Source organism: Aeromonas sp. 30P, assembly GCF_051919805.1.
In the GTDB taxonomy this organism is placed as follows: Bacteria; Pseudomonadota; Gammaproteobacteria; order Enterobacterales; family Aeromonadaceae; genus Aeromonas; species Aeromonas veronii.
On record NZ_JBQBEA010000001.1, the window covers coordinates 4,207,501 to 4,232,651 of the forward strand.

19 protein-coding genes, 6 tRNA genes and 2 pseudogenes (1 of these 27 running past the window's edge) are annotated in these 25,151 nt (G+C 60.4%); 9 read left to right on the forward strand and 18 right to left on the reverse strand.

All coding sequences use genetic code 11. From position 1 onward, the window contains the following. Together rapA and rluA are read left to right on the forward strand one after the other, a co-directional pair. A protein-coding gene (gene rapA / locus ACTG2B_RS19840) for an RNA polymerase-associated protein RapA (protein WP_439996719.1) crosses the window boundary here: on the forward strand, nucleotides 1-1,687 show its 3' portion. Its footprint begins 1,181 nt before the window's first position; only the last 1,687 of its 2,868 coding nucleotides appear in the window; its start codon lies beyond the left edge, outside the window; the stop codon is at nucleotides 1,685-1,687. 115 nt (nucleotides 1,688-1,802) lie between these two features. Then, on the forward strand, nucleotides 1,803-2,459 hold the full coding sequence (gene rluA / locus ACTG2B_RS19845; RefSeq protein ID WP_005343025.1) for a bifunctional tRNA pseudouridine(32) synthase/23S rRNA pseudouridine(746) synthase RluA: 657 nt from the start codon (nucleotides 1,803-1,805) through the stop codon (nucleotides 2,457-2,459). Nucleotides 2,460-2,519: 60 nt separating this feature from the next. On the opposite strand, the gene ACTG2B_RS19850 is transcribed toward rluA, so the two are convergent. The 5 genes from ACTG2B_RS19850 to treR all read right to left on the reverse strand — a co-directional run bounded on the left by ACTG2B_RS19850 (nucleotide 2,520) and on the right by treR (nucleotide 7,730). Then, nucleotides 2,520-2,708 (reverse strand): hypothetical protein, encoded by a 189-nt coding sequence (locus tag ACTG2B_RS19850; RefSeq protein WP_005336040.1) that lies wholly within the window; start codon nucleotides 2,706-2,708, stop codon nucleotides 2,520-2,522. Between the two features lie 120 nt (nucleotides 2,709-2,828). Continuing rightward, complete coding sequence (locus ACTG2B_RS19855) at nucleotides 2,829-3,428, reverse strand: sugar O-acetyltransferase (protein WP_439996720.1); 600 nt, start codon at nucleotides 3,426-3,428, stop codon at nucleotides 2,829-2,831. Nucleotides 3,429-3,431: 3 nt separating this feature from the next. Beyond that, nucleotides 3,432-5,093 carry an alpha,alpha-phosphotrehalase gene (gene treC / locus ACTG2B_RS19860; protein WP_439996721.1) on the reverse strand — a complete coding sequence of 554 codons (1,662 nt, stop codon included), beginning with the start codon at nucleotides 5,091-5,093 and terminating at the stop codon, nucleotides 3,432-3,434. Nucleotides 5,094-5,159: 66 nt separating this feature from the next. Next, entirely contained in the window at nucleotides 5,160-6,590 is a 1,431-nt protein-coding gene (gene treB / locus ACTG2B_RS19865) for a PTS trehalose transporter subunit IIBC (protein ID WP_005336043.1), read from the reverse strand. 192 nt (nucleotides 6,591-6,782) lie between these two features. Further along, nucleotides 6,783-7,730: a trehalose operon repressor TreR gene (treR, locus tag ACTG2B_RS19870; RefSeq protein WP_100654639.1), complete on the reverse strand. Its 948-nt coding sequence runs from the start codon at nucleotides 7,728-7,730 to the stop codon at nucleotides 6,783-6,785. 138 nt (nucleotides 7,731-7,868) lie between these two features. Between treR and ACTG2B_RS19875 the strand changes: the two genes are divergently transcribed. The 6 genes and pseudogenes from ACTG2B_RS19875 (at nucleotide 7,869) to pbpG (ending at nucleotide 13,470) form a co-directional block, all read left to right on the forward strand. Beyond that, the gene (locus tag ACTG2B_RS19875) at nucleotides 7,869-8,819 is read left to right on the forward strand and encodes an AEC family transporter (RefSeq protein WP_005336047.1); all 951 of its coding nucleotides are present in this window, start codon (nucleotides 7,869-7,871) and stop codon (nucleotides 8,817-8,819) included. A 62-nt stretch (nucleotides 8,820-8,881) separates the two neighbouring features. Next, nucleotides 8,882-9,076, forward strand: a complete 195-nt coding sequence (locus ACTG2B_RS19880; RefSeq protein ID WP_005348755.1) for a heavy-metal-associated domain-containing protein — start codon at nucleotides 8,882-8,884, stop codon at nucleotides 9,074-9,076. 130 nt (nucleotides 9,077-9,206) lie between these two features. After that, on the forward strand, nucleotides 9,207-10,265 hold the full coding sequence (ansB, locus tag ACTG2B_RS19885) for an L-asparaginase 2 (RefSeq protein WP_069528718.1): 1,059 nt from the start codon (nucleotides 9,207-9,209) through the stop codon (nucleotides 10,263-10,265). Nucleotides 10,266-10,507: 242 nt separating this feature from the next. Beyond that, nucleotides 10,508-11,799, forward strand: a pseudogene (locus tag ACTG2B_RS19890) (hemolysin family protein). 18 nt (nucleotides 11,800-11,817) lie between these two features. Next, the gene (locus tag ACTG2B_RS19895) at nucleotides 11,818-12,483 is read left to right on the forward strand and encodes a DedA family protein (protein WP_005343012.1); all 666 of its coding nucleotides are present in this window, start codon (nucleotides 11,818-11,820) and stop codon (nucleotides 12,481-12,483) included. Between the two features lie 159 nt (nucleotides 12,484-12,642). Further along, entirely contained in the window at nucleotides 12,643-13,470 is an 828-nt protein-coding gene (pbpG, locus tag ACTG2B_RS19900) for a D-alanyl-D-alanine endopeptidase (RefSeq protein ID WP_005348750.1), read from the forward strand. Nucleotides 13,471-13,813: 343 nt separating this feature from the next. Here the strand turns inward: pbpG and ACTG2B_RS19905 are convergent. The 12 genes and pseudogenes from ACTG2B_RS19905 to pncC form a co-directional block, all read right to left on the reverse strand. Beyond that, nucleotides 13,814-13,890, reverse strand: a tRNA-Arg gene (locus tag ACTG2B_RS19905). 28 nt (nucleotides 13,891-13,918) lie between these two features. Further along, nucleotides 13,919-13,995: transfer RNA gene (locus ACTG2B_RS19910), tRNA-Arg, on the reverse strand. A gap of 29 nt (nucleotides 13,996-14,024) precedes the next feature. Beyond that, a tRNA-Arg gene (locus ACTG2B_RS19915) sits at nucleotides 14,025-14,101 on the reverse strand. A 25-nt stretch (nucleotides 14,102-14,126) separates the two neighbouring features. After that, nucleotides 14,127-14,203: transfer RNA gene (locus ACTG2B_RS19920), tRNA-Arg, on the reverse strand. Nucleotides 14,204-14,303: 100 nt separating this feature from the next. Next, nucleotides 14,304-14,380, reverse strand: a tRNA-Arg gene (locus ACTG2B_RS19925). Nucleotides 14,381-14,383: 3 nt separating this feature from the next. Further along, nucleotides 14,384-14,476, reverse strand: a tRNA-Ser gene (locus ACTG2B_RS19930). Nucleotides 14,477-14,689: 213 nt separating this feature from the next. After that, on the reverse strand, nucleotides 14,690-14,878 hold the full coding sequence (gene csrA / locus ACTG2B_RS19935; RefSeq protein WP_005336053.1) for a carbon storage regulator CsrA: 189 nt from the start codon (nucleotides 14,876-14,878) through the stop codon (nucleotides 14,690-14,692). Nucleotides 14,879-14,981: 103 nt separating this feature from the next. Then, a pseudogene (locus ACTG2B_RS19940) lies at nucleotides 14,982-16,221 on the reverse strand (aspartate kinase). 16 nt (nucleotides 16,222-16,237) lie between these two features. Then, nucleotides 16,238-18,862 (reverse strand): alanine--tRNA ligase, encoded by a 2,625-nt coding sequence (gene alaS, locus ACTG2B_RS19945; protein WP_005343004.1) that lies wholly within the window; start codon nucleotides 18,860-18,862, stop codon nucleotides 16,238-16,240. 295 nt (nucleotides 18,863-19,157) lie between these two features. Then, entirely contained in the window at nucleotides 19,158-19,667 is a 510-nt protein-coding gene (locus ACTG2B_RS19950; RefSeq protein ID WP_439996964.1) for a regulatory protein RecX, read from the reverse strand. 44 nt (nucleotides 19,668-19,711) lie between these two features. Then, the gene (gene recA / locus ACTG2B_RS19955; protein WP_040068994.1) at nucleotides 19,712-20,776 is read right to left on the reverse strand and encodes a recombinase RecA; all 1,065 of its coding nucleotides are present in this window, start codon (nucleotides 20,774-20,776) and stop codon (nucleotides 19,712-19,714) included. An 80-nt stretch (nucleotides 20,777-20,856) separates the two neighbouring features. Beyond that, nucleotides 20,857-21,348 (reverse strand): nicotinamide-nucleotide amidase, encoded by a 492-nt coding sequence (pncC, locus tag ACTG2B_RS19960; RefSeq protein ID WP_005357800.1) that lies wholly within the window; start codon nucleotides 21,346-21,348, stop codon nucleotides 20,857-20,859. 250 nt (nucleotides 21,349-21,598) lie between these two features. On the opposite strand from pncC, the gene mutS reads away from it, so the two are divergent. Next, the gene (gene mutS / locus ACTG2B_RS19965) at nucleotides 21,599-24,190 is read left to right on the forward strand and encodes a DNA mismatch repair protein MutS (RefSeq protein ID WP_423250320.1); all 2,592 of its coding nucleotides are present in this window, start codon (nucleotides 21,599-21,601) and stop codon (nucleotides 24,188-24,190) included. 76 nt (nucleotides 24,191-24,266) lie between these two features. On the opposite strand, the gene ACTG2B_RS19970 is transcribed toward mutS, so the two are convergent. Beyond that, the gene (locus tag ACTG2B_RS19970; RefSeq protein WP_139433433.1) at nucleotides 24,267-25,130 is read right to left on the reverse strand and encodes a patatin-like phospholipase family protein; all 864 of its coding nucleotides are present in this window, start codon (nucleotides 25,128-25,130) and stop codon (nucleotides 24,267-24,269) included. Between the last annotated feature and the right edge of the window lie 21 nt (nucleotides 25,131-25,151).

A 25,151-nucleotide genomic window follows, 5' to 3' on the forward strand; every position in this document is an offset into this window, starting at 1 on the left:
GCTGGATCAGCATGGCACCGGCCGGGTACTGTTCCGCAACAGCCGCGCCAATATTCAGGGCTTCCCCGAGCGTCACCTCAACGTCTACCCCATGCCGCTGCCGGAGCAGTACAAGACTGCCATCAAGGTGATGGGTATGATGGGTGGCAACGGTGGCGATCTGCAGACCCGCGCCTTGCGCTACCTCTACCCCGAGAAGATCTTCCAGCAGTTCGAAGGCGACAACGCCACCTGGACCCAGTTTGACCCGCGCGTCGAATGGTTGCTGGAGCTGCTGCTCTCAGCCCGTCAGCAGAAGGTGCTGGTGATCTGCTCCGAAGCGGCCACCGCCATCGCGCTAGAAGAGGCGCTACGCACCCGTGAAGGGATCCGTGGTGCCGTGTTCCACGAAGGGATGTCGATCCTCGAGCGGGACAAGGCCTCCGCCTATTTCGCCCAACAAGAGGGTGGCGCCCAGGTGCTGCTCTGCTCCGAGATCGGCTCAGAGGGCCGCAACTTCCAGTTTGCCAGTCATCTGGTGCTGTTCGATCTGCCCCTCAACCCGGATCTGCTGGAACAGCGTATCGGCCGACTGGATCGTATCGGTCAGCAGAATACCGTCGAGATCCACGTTCCCTATCTGGAAGGGACTGCCCAGCGCGCCCTGCAGCTCTGGTATCACGATGGTCTGGACGCGTTCGAGCAGACCTGCCCGACTGCCCGCCCGGTATTCGAAGCGGTACGTGAAGAGCTGTTCGAGCTGCTGGCAGCCAACACCGGCGATCAGGCAGCCCTCGACGCCCTGCTGATCAAGACCCGCGAACTGCACGAGCCGCTCAAGGCTCGACTGGAGCAGGGTCGCGATCGCCTGCTGGAGATCCACTCCAGCGGTGGCGCCGCCGCCCAGCAGCTGGTCGACAAGCTGGCCGCCGAAGATGACGACACCGGCATGATCTCCTTCGCCCTCAAGATGTTCGACGAGATCGGCGTCAATCAGGATGACCGTGGCGAGAACGCGCTGGTGCTGACCCCCGGGGATCACATGCTGGTCTCCAGCTTCCCGGGCTTGCCGCAAGACGGCATGACCATCACCTTCGATCGCAACACTGCCCTGTCGCGTGATGACATGGCGCTGCTCTCCTGGGATCACCCCATGATGCGCGGCGGTATCGACCTGATCCTGGGCTCCGAGATCGGTGCCACCTCGGTCGCACTGCTCAAGAACAAGGCGCTGCCCATCGGCTCCATCCTGCTTGAGCTGATCTTCGTTGCCGAGTCTGCGGCCCATCCCCAGCTCTACCGCTTCATGCCGCCGACGCCGATCCGTCTGCTGATGGACAAGAACGGCCAGAATCTGGGTGAGAAAGTGGCGTTTGATGCCTTCAACCGTCAGCTGACGCCGGTCAATCGCCACCTCGGCAGCAAGCTCGTGACTGCATCCCAGCCGGTGATCCACGGTCTGATTGGCCAGGGCCAGGCAATTGCCGAAGAGCTGAAAGCCGGGATTGTCGACAAGGCCCGCGCCCAGATGGCGCAGACCCTGCAGCAGGATCTGGATCGTCTGGAAGCGCTCAAGGCAGTCAACCCGAACGTGCGCGACAGCGAGCTGGATTATCTGCGCAATCTGCAGGCAGAATTGCACCACCTGATCGATCAGACCCAACTCAAGCTGGATGCCATCCGCTTTATCGTGGTCACCCATAACTGACAAGGTACCGACCGACAGCGGCCAGACCCAGCTCAAACTGGATACCCAAGGCCGCTTTGTCGTGGTTACCCATAACTGATGGGGGCTTGCCCCCACCTTCTGATGCGAGACATTTATGTTTGAATACTCACCGCCTCTGGAACCCTGGCTCGATATCCTGTTCAAGGACAAGGACATCATGGTGGTCAACAAGCCCACTGGCCTGCTAAGCGTCCCCGGGCGCGGCCCCGAGAATGAAGACAGCGTCCTGCATCGGGTGAAACAGCAGCACCCTAAGGCGGCGGCAGCTCATCGCCTCGACATGTCCACCACAGGCGTCATTGTCATTCCCCTCAATCCCAACTCTCATCGGGAGCTGAGTCGGCAATTTCGCGAGCGGGAGACCGAGAAGCACTACCTCGCCTGGGTGTGGGGTGAGCCGGAGGCAGAGTCGGGACAGGTTGACCTGCCGCTCTGCGTCGACTGGCCCAACCGCCCGAAGCAAAAGGTGGATCACGAGGAGGGGCGTCACGCCCTGACCCTGTGGCAGAAACTGAAAGTGGAGAACGGCAACAGCCTGATCAAGCTGACCCCCATCACAGGTCGCTCCCACCAGCTGCGCGTCCATATGCTGGAGCTGGGGCACCCGATCCTGGGTGACAACCTCTATGCTCATCCGGATGCGCTGGCGGCTGCGCCCCATCTCTACCTGCATGCGGCCATGTTGACCATCAGTCACCCCCGTAGCGGCGAGCGGATGACCTTCGAGGCGCCAGCTCCTTTCCCGGTCTGATCCCGCAAATCGCAGAGATAAAAAAGCCCCCATCGCGAGATGGGGGCTTTTTCATTAGGGTCAGACGCGAATATCGATCTTGCTTCCCAGAGAAGCGCTGGCCGATGTCGGTGCAACCGGCGCTGATTGCGCTGCGTTTTGCAGCAGCTTCAGCGCAGCTTCGCCCTCTTGGGTCTGCTGTTTCTTGGCCAGACTGGCCGTCATCAGAGCAGAACCAAACGACGCATTTGCAGAACTTGATATATCCATAGGGTTCCTCCTGCACTCAACAGTATCGACCAAGCGGCCCCGAACATAAGCACTGAATGCAAAACAATCTGAAAGTCGCTTTTCTATCAATCAGATAGCAATAGCATTCATGGTCCCTGTTCACCGCTGGATGACGCCTTCAAGCTCCTGTGCCGTCATCGGCCGAAGCACCTTGCAGGGGTTGCCAGCCGCCACCACATTGGCTGGCACATCTTTGGTCACCACCGAGCCGGCACCGATGACGCTGTTGTCACCGATGATGACGCCGGGGCAGATGACGACGCTGCCGCCAATCCAGACGTTGTGACCGATCCGCACCGGCTTGCCGAACTCGACACCCTTGATACGTGGCACCACCGCCACCGGGTGAGCGGCGGTGTAGATCTGCACCCCGGGCGCCAGCAGCACGTTGTCGCCGATGTGCACCTCGCAGACGTCGAGGATGGTGCAATTGACGTTGGCGTAGAAGTTCTCGCCGACGAAGATGTTGGCACCATAGTCGCAGAAGAATGGCGGATTGATGGCACACTCCTGGCCGCGGCCACCGAGCAGCTCGTGCAGCAAAGCATCCCGCACTGGTTTCTCCTGCCAGCTGGTGTTGAAGGTGTGATAGAGCCGGCGGCAGCGCTCGCGCGCAGCTTTGAGCTCAGGGTCAGCCGCATCATAAGGCTCCCCCGCCACCATCTTCTGCCACTCTGTACCGCGCACCACCTTCTCCATTACCTACTCCATCAGCCAGATCAGGGATTCATAAGGGCGCAGCATACCCGATTGCGGTTGGGCCGGGCTATCGGGGTAATTGCCGAGCAGCAGCCGACCTTGCCCGCTTTGCATCTCGGCAGGCAAGGCAAACTCCACCGGCTCGCCATAGAAGTTGCTCACCACCAGCAGGGTCTGACCGTTGGCGCGACGGGCATAGGCCCAGATCTGCGGGTGCCCGGTCAGCAGTTCCTGATAATCCCCCTTGGTGAAGATGGGGTGCATCTTGCGAAGGGCGATGAGATCCCGATAGTGCCAGAACACCGAGTGCTGGTCGGCCAGCGCCGCCTCGGCATTGATCTCGGAATAGTTGGCGGCTGGCTTGAGCCAGGGCGTCCCGCTGGTGAAACCGGCGTTCGGGGCGGCGCTCCACTGCATCGGAGTACGGGAGTTATCCCGGGACTTGGCACCGAGAATGGCGAGGATCTCGGCCTCGCTCATCCCTTCCGCCTGCTTGATGGCGAAGATGTTGCGACTTTCCACATCCTGATAGTCGTTGATGTGCTGATAGCCGGGGTTGGTCATGCCGATCTCCTCCCCCTGATAGATGTAGGGGGTGCCTTGCAGGCCATGCAGCGTGCTGGCCAGCATCTTGGCGGCGACCACCCTATGCTCACCCTCATCGCCGAAGCGGGAGACAATGCGCGGTTGGTCGTGATTGCACCAGAACAGCGCCGACCACCCCTTGCCGTGCATACCGCTCTGCCAGTGGTTGAAGATGCGCTTGAGTTCGAGGAAGTCGAACGGCGCCTTGGTCCACTTGTCGCCGTTGGGGTAATCCACCTTCAGATGGTGGAAGTTGAACACCATGGAGAGCTCGGAGCCATCGAGGGCGCCATAGCGCTGGCAGTGCTCCAGCGAAGTAGAGGACATCTCCCCCACCGTCATGGCGCCGACAGGAGCAAACACGTCGCGGCTCACATCCTGCAGGTATTCGTGGATGCGCGGCCCGTCGGTGTAGAAACGGCGGCCATCGCCTATCTCGTCGTTGGGGAACGCCTGATCCTTGGAAATAAGGTTGATGACGTCGAGGCGGAAACCGTCCACCCCCTTCTTGGCCCAGAAGTGGATGATCTTTTTCACCTCGGCGCGCACTGCAGGATTTTCCCAGTTGAGATCCGCCTGCTCGCAGGCAAACAGGTGCAGGTAATACTGACCGGTGGCGGGATCCAGCTCCCAGGCGCTGCCACCAAACTTGGATTGCCAGTTGTTGGGCACGCCGCCATCCACCGGATCGCGCCAGATGTAGTAGTCGCGGTAGGGGCTGTTTTTATCCCCCAGCGCCGACTTGAACCAGGCGTGCTCGGTGGAGGTGTGGTTGACCACGATATCCATCACGATGCGGATATCGCGCGCGTGGGCGGCGGCCAGCAGCGCCTCGAAGTCAGCCATGGTGCCGTAGGCGGGGTCGATGGCAAGGTAGTCGGCGATGTCGTAGCCGTTGTCCACCTGCGGGGAGACGTAGACAGGGGTCAGCCAAAGGGCATCGACCCCCAGGGTTTTGAGATAGTCGAGGCGCGCCATGATCCCCTTGAGGTCGCCGGTGCCACGGGCCGCGGAATCCTGAAAGCTCTTGGGGTAAATCTGGTAAATCACGGCACTCTGCCACCAGGGTGTTTGGCTCATGGGTCTTTCTCTTGTCTCGAATATGAAATGGAGAGGGCGACCCGCGGGTCGCCCTGATAATCAGTGTCAGGCGCTGGCTTGGGCCAACTTGCCAGCGGCTTGCTGGCGCTTGTAGACCAGCAGGGTCAGCACCACCGGCACCACGATGGCGACCAGCATGGCGATGGCAAATACCGCCCAGTATTGCGGCTGGATGGAGAGGATGCCCGGCAGGCCGCCTACCCCGATGCCGTTGGCCATCACCCCGGCGAAACCGCAGATGAGGGCGGCAAGGCTGGACCCCACCATGGCGCACAACATGGGGAACTTGTACTTGAGGTTGATACCGTACATGGCCGGTTCGGTCACCCCGAGGTAGGCGGAAATGGCGGCAGGTACCGAGATCTCCCGCTCGTTCTCCTTGCGGCTAATCAGAATGATGCCGACAACCGCAGACGCCTGGGCGATGTTGGAGAGCGCGATCAGCGGCCAAATCGGGGTGCCCCCCATGCTCTGCATCAGCTGCAGATCCACCGCGTTGGTGGTGTGGTGGATACCGGTAATGACCAGCGGTGCATAGAGGAAACCGAACAGGGCAGCACCGATGGGAGCGAAGGAGCCGGTCATGGCGGCCTTGGCAGCGAAGCCAACGCCATCACCAATCCAGCGACCGAACGGGCCGATAAAGGCGTGGGCCACGATCACCGCCAGCAGCAGCGAGACAAACGGCACAATCACCAGATAGAGATAGGCCGGAATGATCCGCTTGAGGTTGGTTTCCACCCAGGCAAGGAAGACACCCGCCAGCAGCGCCGGAATGACCTGGGCCTGATAACCCACCTTCTGGATCACAAACAGGCCGAAGTCCCACACCTCGGGAGTCTGCTGACCAATGCCGTAGGCGTTCATCAACTGCGGTGACACCAGCGTCACCCCCAGCACGATACCCAAGATCTCGGAGCCGCCCATCTTCTTCACTGCAGACCAGCAGACGCCGACCGGCAGGAAGTGGAAAATCGCCTCGCCCAGCAGCCAGAGGAAGGCGTGTACCTGAGCCCAGAACTGGCTGATCTCGGTGAGGGTGTGAGTGCCATCGTCGAACATCTTGATGTCGCCGATGACGTTGCGAAAGCCCAGGATCAGACCGCCGGTGATGATGGCGGGCAGCAACGGTACGAAGATCTCCGCCAGATGGGAGATGCCCCGCTCCAGCGGATTCATGTTCTGGCGAGCCGCCTGCTTGGCGGTCTCCTTGCTGCCACCGCTGACGCCGAGCTGTTCGGTCAGCGCCTTGTACCACTGCTCTACCTCGTTACCGATCACCACCTGGAACTGACCGCCCTGGGTGAAGCTTCCCTTCACTGCCGGAATGGTTTCGATGGCCTTGCTGTCGGCCTTGGCCGGATCGTTCAGGACGAAACGCAACCGGGTCAGGCAGTGGCTGACGGTGGCGATGTTCTCCTTGCCGCCGATCTTGTCGATCAGGGTGGCAAGCTGCTGTGCGTTGATCTTGGACATGGGTCTTCCCTCTGTGACGCCATTGAATAGTGGTCTGTATCGCCCTTTTGAGCCAGTCTGTCGGCCGGAGCGTTTTTGGTATCGTTCCCATTTAGCATGCCGACAATCTGGCCAGATCGAAATGGGAACGTTCCCAATTCGTGGCCAGCATCACAAAAAGCGCACTTTTTGTTCAGTCAGAAGTGATGGGGCTCACAGGGTTCGACAGGGGGCGATAGTCACCAGCGGAGGCTGATCCTGCTCAATCTGGCCGAGTAGCTGACGCGCCGCCTGCTCCCCTGCCCCCTTGTAGCCAAGATCGAGACTGAGGGCATTGGGGAAGAGGAAACTGAGCATGGGGTTGTTGCCAAGGCCGGTCACCAGCACCTCGCTACGCCCTTGTTCTTGCAGATATTTTGCCGCACCGATGGCGAGGGTGTCGCTGGCGCAGACCAACGCTTGGGTGGAGGGGGTAAGCAGCTCGGCCGCCAGCCGGTAGCCGCTCTGCAGGCTGAGATCGCCGAGGGCGCTGCGCGGGCGCAACCCCTGCTCTGCGCAGTAAGCGAGATAAGCATCTAGGCGGCGCTGGCCGGTGGTGAGATCCGAGGTATCCACCCCCAGATAGGCGATGTCGCGGGCGCCACGGCTTGCCAGCTGCGCCAGCATGGTGCGCACCGCACCGGCGTCGTCAAAGCAGACAGAGGAGAAACCGGGATATTCACGGGCGACCAGCACCAGCTTCTCTTGCAGCGGCGCCATGGCGGCATAGTCCAAGTCATTGAAAGCAAAAAGGATAATGCCATCCACCCCGCGCCGCTCCAGCACCGCCAGATGCTCCTGTACCTTGGCGGGGGAGAACTTGCTCTCCATCAGCACAGCATCGTAGCCGCGCTGATAGAGGGTCTCCAGCATGCCGCGCACCGCCTGATTCTCCGAGCTGGAGTCGAGCCGCGAGACGATGATCCCCACCACCTGCTGGCTCTGGCTGCGCATGGCCCGCGCCGATTTGCTCGGCACGAAGCCATGTTCGGCGATGATCTGCTCCACCCGCTCGCGGGTCTCCTGCTTCACCTTGGGATCCTGGTTGAGCACCCGGGAGACGGTCGACTTGCCGACGCCACTCAGTCTGGCGATATCGAGGATGGTCAGTTTCTTGTCCATGAATTGGCTCACAGGAGGCTAGGCGGTGGAATTGCCCACATTGTTGTGATTAACCCCTGTGAATACAAGCCCATGGCGTTAGAATGCCCTTTTTGCCCCGCCGTCAGCGGTGTGTGGGCACAGCACAGGATGCCCATCATGGATCTGCTGGCCAGTCTGCTCTTCTCCCTCTCCATCACAGGCCCCATCTGCGTGGTGCTGCTGCTCGGCATCTTGCTCAAGCGGTTGGGGCTGCTGCCGGATCCCTTTACCGAATCCGCCTCGCGACTGGTGTTTCAGGTCACCCTGCCCGCTCTGCTCTTTCTCAGTATTCTGGGTACCAACTTCGCCACCATGCCGAGCCTCTGGTTTATCGGCTATGGCCTGCTCGCCACCGTTATCAGCTATCTGGTGCTGGAGCTGCTGGCCGGACGTTTTATCGGGGAGCAGCGGCTGCGCGGCATCTTCGTACAGGGGAGCTTTCGCGGCAACAGCGCCATTATCGGGCTCGCCTATGTGCAAAACGCCTATGGCCACGAAGGGTTGGGGGCGGCGGCCTTCTATGTCGGTGCCGTGACCGTGCTCTACAACATTCTCGCGGTGATCACCCTCACCCGCAGTCTCGGCGGCGCCACCGGCATTCGCCCCATCCTGCTCGGCATCATCAAGAACCCCCTGATCATCGCCATTGTGGCGGCGCTGCCGTTTACCCTGCTCGGTATCAAGATGCCGCAACTGCTGCTCACCACCGGCAGCTACTTCGCCAACATGACGTTGCCGCTGGCGCTGCTCTGCACCGGCGCCTCCCTCAGCCTCGACGCCCTGCGCGGTGGTGCAGCCATTGCGGGCTGGGCCAGTATCATGCGGCTCTGTCTCATTCCGGCTGCGTTCACTCTTGGGGCCGCCCTGCTCGGCTTCAGCCATCTGGAGCTGGGTATTCTGTTTCTCATCAGCGCCACCCCGACTGCCGCCGCCAGCTATGTGATGACCCGCGCCATGGGGGGCGACAGCGTGCTGGCCGCAAACATCATCGCCACCACCACCCTAGGTTCGCTGGTCACTACCAGCCTCGGGGCGACTCTGATGAACTACCTAGGGTTGATGTACTAACGGCTTGACCTTGCCGGAGGCGGCAGCTTTAGGCTGGCGCCCATCAACAGAGGAGATATTCCATGACCATCGAACTCACTGTGTCCGGCATGTCCTGTGGTGGCTGCGCCGCCAGTCTGCAAAAAGCGCTGCTGGCCCAGCCTGCGGTCACCACCGCAACCGTCGATTTCGCCAGCAGCAAGGCCTTCATCGAGAGCGAGCTGAGCAAGGCCGAGCTGATCGCCCTGATCGAAGCCAAGGGTTTCTCTGCGAGTTAAATTATCTCCATAGAGGTATAAAACAGGTTAAAAATCTGTACTCACCTGTCTTTTGGTGAGTTTTATCACAGATATTGATGGTTATCTGGGCAAACTGGCTGCGATTATTCCAACCATAAGGATTTGCAGCATGACCCTACCGATCCGCAAGACCCTGCTCGCCGCCGTCATTGGCCTGACCCTCTCCCCCATGGCAATGGCCCTGCCCAACGTCCATATTCTGGCAACCGGCGGCACCATTGCCGGAGCTGGCCAGTCGGCTACCCAGTCCAACTACGAGGCTGGCAAGGTGGCCATCGAAACCCTGATCGCCGCCGTGCCCGAGATGAAGAACGTGGCCGATGTGCAGGGTGAGCAGGTGGTGAAGATCGGCTCCCAGGACATGAACGACGAGGTGTGGCTCAAGCTGGCCAAGCGGGTCAACGAGCTGTTGGCCAAGGATGACGTGGATGGCATCGTCATCACCCACGGCACCGACACCATGGAAGAGACCGCCTACTTCCTCAATCTGACCGTCAAGAGCGACAAGCCGGTGGTGCTGGTCGGCGCCATGCGCCCCTCCACCGCCATGAGTGCCGATGGCCCGCTCAACCTCTACAACGCCGTGGTGACCGCCTCCGACCCCGCCTCCAAGGGCCGTGGCGTGATGGTAGCGATGAACGACACCGTGCTCGATGCCCGCGACGTCACCAAGACCAACACCACCGGGGTGCAGACCTTCGCCTCCCCCAACTTCGGCCCGCTCGGTTACATCCACAACGGCAAGATCGACTATCAGCGCAGCCCGGCCCGTCTGCACACCAGCAAGACGCCGTTTGACGTGAGTAAGCTCGACAAGCTGCCGCAAGTGGGCATCGTCTACAGCTACGCCAACGCCACCGACTTGCCAGCCAAGGCGATGGTGGATGCCAAGTTCGACGGCATCGTCAGCGCCGGGGTGGGCAACGGCAACCTCTACCACACCCTGTTCGACACCCTGGCCAAGGCGAGCAAAGACGGCATCCGCGTCGTGCGCTCCGCCCGCGTGCCGACCGGCGCCACCACCCTGGATGCCGAGATCGATGATGCCAAGTACGGCTTCGTGGCCTCCGGCACTCTCAACCCGCAGAAAGCGCGGGTGCTGCTGATGCTCTCCCTGACCCAGAGCAAGGATCCGGCCCAGATCCAGCGCTGGTTCCAACAGTTCTGATAACGGTTGTCTGACAAGTGATAAGCAAGGGCGGGACTTCCCGCCCTTTTCCCTCCTGCAATGCTCCCTCGCCCATTACGCCGTTTGGCGGGCCCCCCCTCCCTTTTCCGGCCATCTTTTTCAGCCATCCCAGAGCGCTGTCATCAAATTAGCGAGCCGGATCACCCGCTTTCACAAGCGCATCGCCGCCAAATTCATTACACTGCCAGCGATCTTATCCACTCAAGGAGTGCTGTTGCTGTATGGAAATATTGATCCTGCTGGGATTGATTTTGCTTAATGGCGTCTTCGCCATGTCAGAAATCGCCATCGTCACCGCACGCAAGGCTCGCCTCGGCAAGCTTGCCTCTGAAGGCAACCGCTCCGCCGCCATTGCCCTCAAACTGGGCGAAGACCCGACCCATTTTCTCTCTGCCGTCCAAATCGGCATTACCAGCATCGGCCTGCTCAACGGTATCTACGGCGAATCCCTGCTGGCCCAGCCCTTCTCCCTCTGGTTGCAGGAGTGGGGGCTCCCCGCCAAGAGCAGTGGCCTGATCGCCACCGTCATCGTGGTGGTGGTGGTTACTTATCTCTCCATCGTGGTAGGGGAGCTGGTGCCCAAGCGCCTCGGCCAGCTCAATGCCGAGCGCATCGCCTGTCTGGTGGCCCGCCCCATGCACTGGCTCGCCACCCTGACCCGCCCCTTCGTCTGGCTGCTGTCGGCCTCTACCAATGCCAGCCTGCGGCTGCTGCGGGTCAACCAGAACGGCAGCGCCAACGTTACCGAGGAGGAGATCCACGCCATGCTGGTGGAAGGATCGGAAGCCGGGGTGATCGAGGATCATGAGCACACCATGCTGCGCAACGTCTTCCGTCTCGACGAGCGCAGCCTCTCCTCCCTGATGGTGCCGCGCAGCGATATCCGCTATCTGGATCTGGCACTGCCGCTGGAGACCAACCTGCAGCGGCTGGTGGAGTATCGCCACAGCTATTTTCCGGTCTGCGACGGCAACCTGTCAGAATTGGTGGGTATCATCAATGTCAGCAAGGTGCTGCACGCCTATATCAAGGGGGAGCCCATCGATCTGGCAGCCCTGCCCAGGAGGGCAGCTTGCTGCCCGAGACCCTCAACGGCGTCGAGCTGCTCAACCACTTCCGCACCCACAGCGAACAGATGGCGCTGGTGGTGGACGAATATGGCGAGTTGCAGGGACTGGTCACCCAGCAGGATCTGCTGGAGGCGCTGGCGGGGGATTTCCAGCAGGAGGATGGCGAGGACAACTGGGCATTCCGGCGCGCCGACGGCAGCTGGCTGCTCGATGGCCTGATCCCGCTGCCGGAGTTGAAGGACTGTCTGGAGTTGGTTCGTCTGCCAGAAGAAGAAAAACATCACTATCACACCCTCGGAGGGCTTATCATGCTGCTCCTTGGTCGTGTTCCACAAACCGGAGACCTGGTGACACTGGAACAGTGGCAACTGGAAATTGTTGACATGGATGGCCTGCGCATCGACAAGGTGCTCGCCATGCCCTTGACCGATCAACCCAGCTAACCTGCGGAGTTTGCAAGTATGGAGCAGTTTTACCAACTGGCTCACGCCTTTATGAATCACGATCTGAACACACTTTCCGATCCCAAGATGGCCTTCATGATCTGTGGTGTGATTCTGACGTTTCTGGTACTGGAAAACGGATTCATCCCTACCGCCTTTCTGCCCGGTGACAGCCTGCTGATCCTCACCGGCGTGCTCATCTATCAGGATGTATTGTCTCTCGGGGTGATCCCGCTGTTGATCATGGCTACCTTTGTCGGCACCTGGCTCGGTTACATGCAGGGGCGCTTTCTCGGCCACACCCAGCTCTACCATCGGCTGATGTCCCACGTGGAAGAGCGGCACCAACAGAAGGTCTACCACCTGCTGGACAAGTACGGGATCATCACCCTGATCACCGCGCGCTATATCGCCTTCGTACGCACCGCCTACCCCTACATCGTCGGTGCCACCGAGCTGCCCCAGGGGCGCTTTCTCATCGTCAATCTGATCAGCTCCATCATGTGGATCTGCCCGCTGGTAGGGTTTGGCTACTACCTGAGCCACACCAAGCTGGCCGCCGAATACCAGACCCAGTTCTTCAACATCATCATCTATCTGCCGGTGGCCCTGCTGGTGGGTGGCATGGTGGCGCTGGTCTGGCGCTGGATCAGCAAACGCAGGGCCGCGCAGCCGCGGGATTGACCCCTCGCCCAACGCCCGACCCGAAAGCCCTCGCCAGAGGGCTTTTTTGATCGCCAATTTTGCGCAAATAGCAGAAATAGTCCCGCTCGGCCCTTGTAAAGCCGGGGTAAAAATGAGTGAATCTAGCGCCTTTTTTTGGATGGGAATGGAGTCGGTTGTATGTGGTGTCGGATTCGCGCAGCAGCGCTGGTTGTCGGGTTGATGGGAATGCTGGGATTGCCTGCGGTCAGCGCGGCACCTAACCCTGCCAAACTGGAAGTACGCTCGAGCAGCGCCCTGGTCGTGGATGTAAAAACGGGCAAGACGCTCTACCAGAAGAATGCCACCAAGGTGCGTCCCATCGCCTCCCTCACCAAGCTGATGACAGCGCTGGTGGTGCTGGATGCCAAACAGAATCTCAACCAGACCATCACGGTCGACAAGAACGATCTGGATCGGGTCAAACACACTCACTCCCGCATCCGCATGGGCACCAAGGTGACCCGCCGTGACGCCCTGCATCTGGCGCTGATGTCCTCCGAAAACCGGATGGCCTCGGCACTGGCGCGTCACTATCCGGGCGGTCGCAGCGCCTTCGTGCGGGCCATGAACAACAAGGCCAGACAGCTGGGTATGCGCAATACCCACTTCTATGACTCCACCGGCCTCTCCACCCGCAACGTCTCTACCGCCCAGGATCTTGGCAAGCTGGCCGCCGCCGCCTATCGTCAGCCGCTGATCCGTCAGTTCACTCAGGATGAGAACCGGGAGATGCGCTTCAGCGCCCCCGCCTACAGCCTGATGTTCAACAACACCAACCCGCTGGTGAAAAACCCGGATTGGGACGTGCGCCTCTCCAAGACCGGCTTCACTGACGAAGCGGGTCGCTGTCTGGTGATGCGCGCCAAACCGGACAGCCGCGAGCTCGCCATCGTGCTGCTCAACTCGGTGGGCAAACGCACCCCTATCGGCGATGCCAACCGCATTCGCAAATGGCTGAAAAGCTGAGTAAATATTTCAACACAAAAGGATGCTGCGGCATCCTTTTTTATTGCCCGCAGAACGCCTCAGCAGGCCTTGCAGGATGTTGATGAGCGAACCTTTAGTGATGAGTGGCCCGGCATCTGCCGTTGCAACAGCAGGCATACAGCGCGCCTATAGATGAGGCAAAGGGTGGTGAGGCGGTGCAACGATCAGAAGAACTGTGCGCAATCACAGAAAGGGGAAGAAATAAGGACAAGAACAGCCAGGTAAACGGGCGATCTACCCGCAACAGCGCACGTGGATCCGCACCAAAAAGCTAAATATCACCCATAAAAAACAGCCCCGACCGAAGTCGAGGCTGTCTGTATGGTGCGCCCGAGAGGATTCGAACCTCTGACCACCTGGTTCGTAGCCAGGTACTCTATCCAGCTGAGCTACGGGCGCTCATAAACTTTTGGTACTGCTTGAAATATGGTGCGCCCGAGAGGATTCGAACCTCTGACCACCTGGTTCGTAGCCAGGTACTCTATCCAGCTGAGCTACGGGCGCTCACAAACTTTTGTGTACTGCTTGAAAAATGGTGCGCCCGAGAGGATTCGAACCTCTGACCACCTGGTTCGTAGCCAGGTACTCTATCCAGCTGAGCTACGGGCGCTCATAAATCATTGAGTCGTTTTAAATGGTGCGCCCGAGAGGATTCGAACCTCTGACCACCTGGTTCGTAGCCAGGTACTCTATCCAGCTGAGCTACGGGCGCCCTGTTTTAAAACGATAAAAAAAGCTTACTTATCAGTAAGCCTTTTCCAAAGTGTCGACTTGCTGATGGTCAACACATGACTCTTGCTTGAGTCGTAATATGGTGCGCCCGAGAGGATTCGAACCTCTGACCACCTGGTTCGTAGCCAGGTACTCTATCCAGCTGAGCTACGGGCGCAAATGGCGGAGAAGGGGGGATTCGAACCCCCGATGCGGGTATAAGCCGCATACTCCCTTAGCAGGGGAGCGCCTTCAGCCTCTCGGCCACCTCTCCGTTTGCGGGGCTGATAATACTTCACAGGGATTTTTAGTCAAACACTTTTTTGGAGAAAAAAGTGCGTTCGCTCAGCATTTGGTCAAAGCGTGGAATATTCAAACAATATCGGCACTTATCCCGCAGTTTCGCGCCCTGCAGGGCGATTTCAGGGGGCCGGAAAAACAAAAGGCGACACATGAGGTGTCGCCTTGTCACAGCCATGAAAGTGGCTTAGAAGCCCGGTTGGCCCGGAACTTTCTCGGCCTGGATGCGCTGGTAGATCTCTTCGCGGTGTACGGAGACCTCTTTCGGCGCGTTAACACCGATACGGACCTGGTTGCCTTTAACGCCCAGTACGGTGACAGTCACTTCATCACCAATCATCAGGGTTTCCCCAACACGACGAGTCAAAATAAGCATTCGCTTGCTCCTGTATCCTGTTTTGTTTTTATATCGATATGCGACATTATCTAACAAAGATACCGATATGGTAAATGGTTGAAACTAAATCAATCAGAGATTGTTAGCCCAAGGGCTGCTCTTGCGGTGCCTGATCCAACCCGAAAGCCGCGTGCAGGGCTCGCACCGCCAGCTCCAGATACTTCTCGTCAATCACCACAGAGATTTTGATTTCAGAGGTCGAGATCAACTGCATGTTGATCCCCTCCTCGCCCAATACCTTGAACATGGTGCGCGCAACACCGGGATGGTTCCACATGCCGACACCGACAATAGAAACCTTGGCTATTTCGCCATTTCCCTGCACGCAGGAGGCGCCAAGTTCGGTGGCGGTCTCCTCCAGCAGTGCCCGGGCACGGCGATAGTCATCACGATTCACCGTGAAGGTGAAGTCGGCGGTGCCATCTCCCAGGGTGTTCTGCACACATCATGTCGACATCAATGTTGGCGTCGCTGATCGGATTCAGGATCTGCGCGGCAACGGTTGGTCTGTCCGGCACGCCCAGAATGGTCAGGCTGGCCTCGTTGCGGTTAAAAGCGATCCCGGATACCAAGGGAGCTTCCATCCTATCACCTCCATATGTGATTAAGGTTCCCTCTCCATCGATAAAGCTCGACAGCACCCGCAGCGGGACGCGGTACTTGCCCGCAAACTCCACCGAGCGGATCTGCAGCACCTTGGCGCCGAGACTTGCCATCTCCAGCATCTCCTCGAAGGTGATGGTGTCGAGACGACGCGCCTTGGGCTCGATTCGCGGATCCGTGGTGTATACCCCATCCACATCGGTAAAGATCTGGCACTCATCAGCCTTGATGGCCGCCGCCACGGCAACCGCCGTGGTATCCGAACCGCCGCGGCCCAGCGTCGTGATGGCGTTATGCTCGTCACGGCCCTGGAAACCGGCGATCACCACCACCTTGCCCGCAGCCAGTTCGGCATGAACCAGCTCGGTGTCGATGTGGGTGATGCGCGCCTTGCCATAGGCGGAATCGGTGTGAATCCGTACCTGATCACCGGTCATTGAGACCGCAGGACAACCGCGTTTGTTCAACGCGATGGCCAGCAGCGCTATGGTGACCTGCTCACCGGTGGAGACCAGTACATCCATCTCCCGCCGGTTGGCATCAGGATCCAGTTGCTGGGCCATGCCCAGCAACCGGTTGGTTTCGCCCGACATGGCGGAGACAACCACCACCACGTCGTGTCCCTGGGCGCGGGTCTGCTCGACCCGCTCAGCTACCGCCTCGATCCGCTCCAGTGTGCCGACCGAGGTGCCGCCGTACTTCTGTACATAGAGTGCCACAGATCACCTCGCCCGATTACAGGCGCTCTTCCAGCCAGGAGTGAACGGATTGCAGCGCTGCCGGCACCGCCTCAGGCTGGGTACCACCCGCCTGTGCCATGTCCGGACGGCCACCGCCCTTGCCACCCACCTGCTGGGCAACCAGATTGACCAGCTCACCGGCCTTGACCTTGCCGGTCAGGTCGTTGGTGACGCCCGCGATCAGGTTGACCTTGCCATCGGCACAGGTTGCCAGCAGTACAACACCGGACTTCATCTGGTTCTTCAGTTCGTCCAGCATGCCGCGTAGGGATTTCGGATCGGCCCCTTCCAGCGCTGCAACCAGCACCTTCTGACCGTTGATCTCGATCACCTGACCCAGCAGGTCGTTACCGGCCTGAGCAGCCAGCTTGGCCTTGAGCTGCTCCAGCTCGCGCTCCATCATCTTGGCCTTGTCCAGCATCTGGCGAACCTTGTCGGCGATGCAGAACTGGTCACCTTTCACCAGTGCAGCAGCCTCTTCGATCTGCTCGCCAACCTGATGCATGAAGTCGATGGCCGCTTTGCCGGTCACCGCTTCGATACGGCGCACACCAGCAGCGATACCGCTCTCGGCGATGATCTTGAAGAAGCCGATATCACCAGTACGCTTGGCGTGAGTACCGCCGCACAGTTCGGTGGAGTAGTCGCCCATGCGCACAACGCGCACGTCGTCTTCATATTTCTCACCAAACAGCGCCATGGCACCGGCAGACTTGGCCGCTTCCAGATCCATCAGCTGGGTGGTGATTTCGTGGTTGGCGCGGATCTGGTTGTTGACCAGCTCCTCGACCCGGCGAATGGTCGCCATGGTCAGCCCCTCGAAGTGGGAGAAGTCGAAACGCATGCGCTCGGCCCCAACCAGAGAACCTTTCTGGGTGACATGCTCGCCCAGTGCCTGACGCAGGGCAGCGTGCAGCAGGTGAGTCACGGAGTGGTTCAGGGCGATGGCCTGACGACGATCGCCATCAACCACGGCTTCCACTTCGGCGCCCTTCTCCAGGGTGCCCAGCTCCATGTAGCCCTTGTGGATGATCGCCTTGCCCGCTTTCAGGGTGTCGGTCACGGCAAAGATGCCGTCGTCCACTTTCAGGGTACCGCTGTCGCCAATCTGGCCGCCGGATTCGGCGTAGAAGGGGGTCTCCTCCAGCACGATGACCGCTTCGTCACCGGCGATAAGACCGCTCACCTCTTCCACACCCTTGTAGATGCCAACCACGCGGGTACGCTCGGTCAAGGTCTTGTAACCGGTGAAAGGGGTCTCGAAGTCGAGCTTGAGCATCTCGTTGTAGTTCACGCCGAAGCTGGAGGCCTCTTTGGCGCGAGCACGCTGCTTCTCCATCTCGGCCTTGAAGCCCTCTTCATCGATGCCGATCTCGCGCTCGCGCACCACGTCGGCAGTCAGGTCGGCCGGGAAGCCGTAAGTGTCATAGAGCTTGAAGACCACCTCGCCCGGAATAACCTTGGCGTCACCCAGGTTGGCCAGAGCGTCTTCCAGCAGCAGCAGACCGCGATCCAGAGTGCGGACGAACTGCTCCTCTTCGATACGCAGCACGCGCTCGACCAGCGGCAGCTGGGCGATCAGCTCGGCAGCGACATCCTTCATCTGCACTGCCAGCTCGGCAGCCAGTTTGTAGAAGAAGACATCGGTCGCGCCCAGCTTGCGACCGTGACGTACGGCGCGGCGGATGATGCGACGCAACACATAGCCACGACCTTCGTTGGACGGCATCACGCCATCTGCCACCAGGAAGGCGCAGGAGCGGATGTGGTCAGCGATGACGCGCAGGGACTGGTTGCTCAGATCGGTGGTACCGACAATCTCGGCCGCTTTCTTGATCAGCGCCTGGAAGATGTCGATTTCGTAGTTGGAGTGGACACCCTGCATGATGGCGGAGATACGCTCCAGACCCATGCCGGTATCCACGGACGGACGCGGCAGCGGCTCCATGGTGCCGTCAGCCTGACGGTTGAACTGCATGAAGACCACGTTCCAGATCTCGATGAAACGGTCGCCATCCTCTTCCGGTGAGCCGGGACGGCCACCCCAGATGTGATCGCCGTGGTCATAGAAGATCTCGGTGCAGGGACCGCACGGGCCGGTATCGCCCATCGCCCAGAAGTTGTCGGAAGCGTAAGGGGCACCCTTGTTGTCACCGATGCGCACGATGCGATCGGCCGGGACACCGACCTCTTTTTCCCAGATGTCGAAAGCTTCATCGTCAGTCGCGTAGACGGTCACCAGCAGGCGATCTTTCGGCAGCTGCAGCACCTCGGTCAGGAAGCCCCATGCAAACTTGATGGCATCCTGCTTGAAGTAGTCACCGAAGCTGAAGTTACCCAGCATTTCGAAGAAGGTGTGGTGACGAGCGGTATAGCCGACGTTTTCCAGATCGTTGTGCTTACCACCGGCACGCACGCAACGCTGGGAAGTCGTCGCGCGATTGTAGGCACGCTTGTCTGCGCCAAGGAACACATCCTTGAACTGGTTCATACCCGCGTTGGTAAACAACAGGGTCGGGTCGTTATGCGGTACCAGCGAGCTGGAGGAGACAACCTGGTGCCCCTGGGAACGGAAATACTCGAGAAACGCAGCGCGAATCTCTGACGTGGACATATACATGGAAAATCCTGCTTGATTCGAATACGGACTTTTAACCGCATTAATGTAAGTTTTCTGCGGGGTAAAGTAAAACGGACAGGGCCGCCACGGGCGAAAAAGCGCGCATAAACGGGCCAGAAAAGAGCGCCACTGCTCACAGTGGCTTTTTCCACTGTCGAGAGGTAAAAAAGCAGCGCAGAAAGAGGGATGAGATGAACAAAAGGTGGCTCTTTCGGAATTGCACTCGCAACCTACTGAGCCGGCAGGAAAAACCTGCAACAAGGAGAGGTAAAACGACGTTTGCCACGCAGTGGCGTTACTCCTCCCGCTCCTGCAGGGCAGAGATAGCGTAACGTGCCTGATCCTGGGTAAAGCCGCGCCCCAGCAGATACTTGAGCCACTTCATCCGCAGCTTGAAATCCGCCAGATCGGCCACTCGGGCGCGCCGTTCGAGCAGGGCAAACGCCAGTTCGAACCAGTCCAACTCCGGCTGATCGAATGCGGCATCAATCTGCATATCGTCGAGCCCCTTGCGGCGCAGATCGAAGCGGATCTTGATGGGGCCATGGCCCTTGGCGGCACCGGCACGTACAGCCATACCGCCGTAACGTTCGTCATTGACCCAGTTGTAACCACGGCAGTAGTCGACCACCACCTCGATCACCTCTTCATTGAAACCCTGCTGGCGCAGCCGGTTGGCCAGCTCCGACTCGGCACTCTCGCGACGGGTCAGACTGCGCATGGCAAAGGCGCGGGCGGCGGTAAGCTGCTCTTCAAAGGTCGGCTCGGCAGGTTCGACCGGTTCGGTAACGGATTCATCAACCATCATAAATAACAAGGCCGGGTATCTACCCGGCCTTCCTTTGTTCCTTATTCGAACTCTTGTTCGCTTTCGGCATCGAACTCTTCTGCCTCAACCGGTGCAGCCTTGTCATCGACAGGCACTGCGCCGGAGAGCAGCAGCTCGCGCAGACGAGCCTCCACTTCACCAGCCATCACCTTGTTCTCGGCGAACAGCTTCATCACGTTGGCCTTGCCCTGACCGATCTTCTCACCGTTGTAGCTGTACCAGGCACCCGCCTTGTCGATCAGCTTGTGCTTGACGCCGAGATCCACCAGCTCACCCTCTTTGGAGATACCGGCACCGTAGAAGATCTGGAATTCAGCCTGCTTGAAGGGCGGGGCCACCTTGTTCTTGACCACTTTGACGCGGGTCTCGTTACCGACCACTTCGTCGCCTTCCTTGATTGCGCCGATACGACGGATATCCAGACGCACGGAGGCGTAGAACTTGAGCGCGTTACCACCGGTAGTGGTCTCCGGGCTACCGAACATGACGCCGATCTTCATCCGGATCTGGTTGATGAAGATGCACAGGCAGTTGGCGTTCTTGATGTTGGCGGTCAGCTTGCGCAGCGCCTGGGACATCAGACGGGCCTGCAGACCAACGTGGGAGTCACCCATCTCCCCTTCGATTTCTGCTTTCGGCGTCAGGGCCGCCACGGAGTCGACGATGATGACGTCAACCGCGTTGGAGCGAACCAGCATGTCGCAGATCTCCAGCGCCTGTTCACCGGTATCCGGCTGAGAGATGAGCAGGTCGTCGACGTTGACGCCCAGCTTGGCAGCATAGATAGGGTCGAGGGCGTGTTCCGCATCGACGAAGGCACAGGTCTTGCCCTTCTTCTGGGCTTCGGCGATCACCTGCAGGGTCAGCGTGGTTTTACCGGAAGATTCCGGGCCGTAGATCTCGACGATACGACCGCACGGCAGACCACCGATCCCCAGCGCCACGTCCAGAGAGAGGGAGCCGGTGGAGATGGCTTCAATATCCATGGTCTTGCTGTCGCCCAGACGCATGATGGAGCCTTTGCCGAACTGCTTTTCAATCTGACCCAGCGCAGCCGCCAGTGCCTTCTGTTTGTTCTGATCCATGCCAATCTCCGCTGGAAATCGTGAGTAAAAAATGAAGTTGGGCTAAGTATACTGTCTATTCATACAGTATCAAGCCCAATTTATCTGAGCAGGGCCAACAGACCCGACAAGGCCTGTCTCACCGCCTGCTGGCGCACCTGCCGGCGATCCCCGTCGAAGCGGGCCAGCAGGGAGTGGTGACGGCCGTTGCGGTCGGCCCAGGCGAACCAGACGGTGCCGACCGGCTTGCCTTCGGTGGCGCCGCCGGGGCCGGCGATACCACTGATGGCAACGCTGATGGAGGCAGACGAGTGCGCCAGCGCGCCGCGGGCCATCTCCAGCACCACGGCTTCGCTCACGGCACCGTGCTGTTCAAGGCTATCGCTGCTCACCCCCAACATCTGCTGCTTGGCCTCGTTGGTGTAGGTGACAAATCCGCGATCGAACCAGCCGGAGCTGCCCGCTATGTCGGTGATGGCGCTGGCCACCCCGCCGCCGGTACAGGATTCGGCGGTCGCCGCCAGCCAGCCCCGCTGGCCAAGGGCCCGTCCCAGCTCGATGGCAAGGTGCTCTATCTCTGCATCCAGTTTCATCACGACTCCTTCTGATCCGCTCAAGAGGCACATTATGCGATCCCGCTAGCGCCGCTCGCAACCACGGCAGACCGCCCTTGCCTGCCGCAATGTGAGGTGCCGCACCGGCGTCATGCCTTCAATAGTGCAGAACAACCGCGCCCGGAACACCCGCTCCCCCGTCGCGGCGCTTATGTGTAGAATGGCGCCATCAAGCTCAAGGCTCATCACCGCAGACACTGGCCCGCAGAGGCCCCTTCTGGAACAGAACATGACCGCACAACACCAAGCCAGCGGCGCCACAAGCTCCGCTCCCGGCGCCAATCTGAGCGCCCACACCCCCATGATGCAGCAGTACCTTGGCCTCAAGGCCGAGAACCCGGAGATCCTGCTGTTCTACCGGATGGGCGACTTCTACGAGCTGTTCTATGACGATGCCCGCAAGGCCTCCCAACTGCTCGATATCTCCCTGACCAAGCGCGGCCAGTCGGCTGGCAGCCCCATCCCGATGGCGGGGGTGCCCTATCACGCTATCGAAGGGTATCTGGCCAAGCTGGTGCAGCTCGGCGAGTCGGCCGCCATCTGCGAACAAGTCGGGGATCCCGCCACCAGCAAGGGGCCGGTGGAGCGCAAGGTTATTCGCATCATCACCCCGGGTACCGTCTCCGACGAGGCGCTGCTCAGCGAGCGCCAAGACAACCTGATCGCAGCCGTCTACCACGATGGCCGCCGCTTCGGCTATGGCACCATGGACATCGGCTCCGGCCGCTTCTTCATCAACCAGTTCGAGAAAGAAGAGACCCTGCTGGCGGAGCTGCAGCGCACCAATCCGGCGGAGCTGCTCTACCCCGAATCGTTCGAGTTTCTGCACCATATCGAGGGTCGCCGCGGCCTGCGCCGCCGCCCGGAGTGGGAGTTTGAGCTGGGCACCGCCCGCAAGCTGCTCTGCCAGCAATTCGGCACCCAGGATCTGGTGGGCTTTGGCGTCGACAAGAGCGAGACCGCCCTGTGCGCCGCTGGTTGCCTGATGCAGTACGTCAAGGACACCCAGCGCACCGCCCTGCCCCACATCCGCAACGTACGCCTTGAACAGCCAGATCATGCGGTCATCATGGATGCCGCCACCCGCCGCAATCTGGAGCTGACCCAGAATCTGGCCGGTGGCTATGAAAATACCCTGGCCGAGGTGCTGGATCGCACCGCCACCCCCATGGGCAGCCGCCTGCTCAAGCGCTGGATCCACCAGCCGATCCGCGATCGGGTGATCCTGAAAGGTCGCCAGAGCACCATCAAGGAGCTCATTGAGCAGAACCTCTACGACGAGTTGGGCAACCTGCTGCGTCAGGTGGGTGATGTGGAGCGGGTGCTGGCCCGTCTCGCCCTGCGCTCGGCCCGCCCGCGCGACCTCACCCGCCTGCGTCAGGCCTTCGCCCAGTTGCCAGAGTTGCAGCGCCTGCTGGCGGACAACGAGCACGAAGCGGTGCAACAGCTGGCCGAGCGGGCCAGCACCTTCCCCGAGCTGCTCGACCTGCTGGAACGTGCGGTGATGGAGGTGCCGCCGGTGCTGATCCGCGATGGTGGCGTTATCCGTGACGGCTTCAATCAGGAGCTGGACGAGCTGCGGGATCTCGCCAACGGCGCCACCGCCAGCCTCGCCCGCATCGAGGAGCGGGAGAAGCTGCTGACCGGCATCAACACCCTCAAGGTGGGTTACAACAAGGTGCACGGCTTCTATATCGAGGTGAGCCGCGCCAACAGCCATCTGGTGCCGGCCCACTACATCCGCCGCCAGACCCTCAAGAACAACGAACGCTACATCATCGATGAGCTTAAAAAATACGAGGACAAGGTACTCACCGCCCAGTCCCAGGCGCTGGCGCTGGAGAAACGGCTCTACGAAGAGCTGCTCGATACTCTGCTGCCCCACCTCGGCGATCTGCAGGATTCCGCCGCCGCACTGGCGGAGCTGGACGTGCTGGCCAACCTGGCCGAGCGGGCCGAGACCCTCGACTACCGCTGCCCGACGCTTATCGATGAGGATCAGATCCTGATCGAAGCGGGCCGCCATCCGGTGGTTGAGCAGGTGATGACAGATCCCTTTATCGCCAACCCTATCCGGCTGGAGCGGGAGCGACGGATGCTGATTATCACGGGTCCCAACATGGGCGGTAAATCCACTTACATGCGCCAGACTGCACTGATCGTGCTGCTGGCCCATATCGGCGCCTTCGTCCCCGCCGACAGCGCCCGCATCGGCCCCATCGACCGCATCTTCACCCGCATCGGGGCATCGGACGATCTCGCCTCCGGCCGCTCCACCTTTATGGTGGAGATGACCGAGACCGCCAACATCCTCAACAACGCCACCGCCCGCAGTCTGGTGCTGATGGACGAGATTGGCCGAGGCACCAGCACCTACGACGGCCTCTCGCTGGCGTGGGCCTGTGCCGAACAGCTGGCGAGCAAGATTGGCGCTTACACCCTGTTCGCCACCCACTACTTCGAGCTGACCCGCTTGCCCGAGCTGATGAGCGGGCTGGCCAACGTCCACCTCGATGCGGTGGAGCACGGCGACACCATCGCCTTTATGCACGCAGTGCAGGAAGGGGCGGCCAGCCGCTCCTACGGCCTGCAAGTGGCGGCGTTGGCCGGGGTGCCGAAATCGGTGATCCAGCAGGCCCGCCACAAGCTGCACGAGCTGGAGAGCGCCACTCCGGTCGCCGCCGGTGAAAGCCGCCCTGCCCCGGTGGCCCTCGCCCCGCAGCCTCATCCGGTGGTTGAAGAGCTGGAAGCAGTGCGCCCGGACGAGCTCACCCCCCGTCAGGCGCTGGATCTGCTCTATCGCCTCAAGCAGATGCTGTAATCATCGACTACCGCACAAGCATGCAAAAGGGGAACCGCGAGGTTCCCCTTTTTATATTCAGCACCCGGCAAACCAGTCAGGCCACCGCCCGCACCTCTCCACGGGCCCGCAACAGACTCTGGCGCCCCTGCCAGTAACCCTGCAGATAGCCGGACTCCAGCTTGACCGGATCCTGGGTAAAACGGGAAACCATGAAATCGGCCGGTGGCGCGATCACTTCGATCTCGCAATCGGCAGGGGGATTGGCAATGAAATCGAGTGCCCGGTTGTAGGCGCGATCCCGCTCCAGCATAGCTTGCGCCAGTGCAGGCTGGGTTTTCAGCAAGGCTTTGACCATCCAGCAAAAACGGGCCGGCTTCTTGCGATATCCCCAGGGTTCCGACAGCACCACTGTCATCCGCCGCGCCCCGCGCCGATAGGCCTCTATCACCGGAATGGAGTCGCTGATCCCGCCATCGGCCATGGGGCGACCATCGACGCAGGGGGTATCGTGCTGCACCACCGGCAGGGCGCAGGTAGCGGTCAGCACCTCATCCATGTTATCGGGCCGCACCGGCAGATAGATGGCCTTGCCGCTCGCCACATCGGTCGCCACCGCGTAGAAGGGAATGTCGCGGGCGCAGAAGGTGTCGAGATCGAGCGGGAAGCGATGGCGACTGGCCTGCCACAGCCAGCCGATGTCCACCAGATCGCCCCCTTTGACGAAACGCAGGGGATCGAGAAAACGGGAGCTGCAAGCCAGATCGGTGATGATGTGGTGACTGCGGCGCGGCTGCTCGCTCAGATAAGAGACCAGATTGGTGGCACCGGCCGAGACGCCCATGACGAAATCGAACGGGTAGTGGTGACTTTCGACAAAGGCATCGAGCACGCCGCTGGCAAAGATGCCGCGCATCGCGCCCCCTTCGACAATCAGGGCACAAGAGTGGGGATTAAACATAACAAGGCTCCGTCAGCTGTA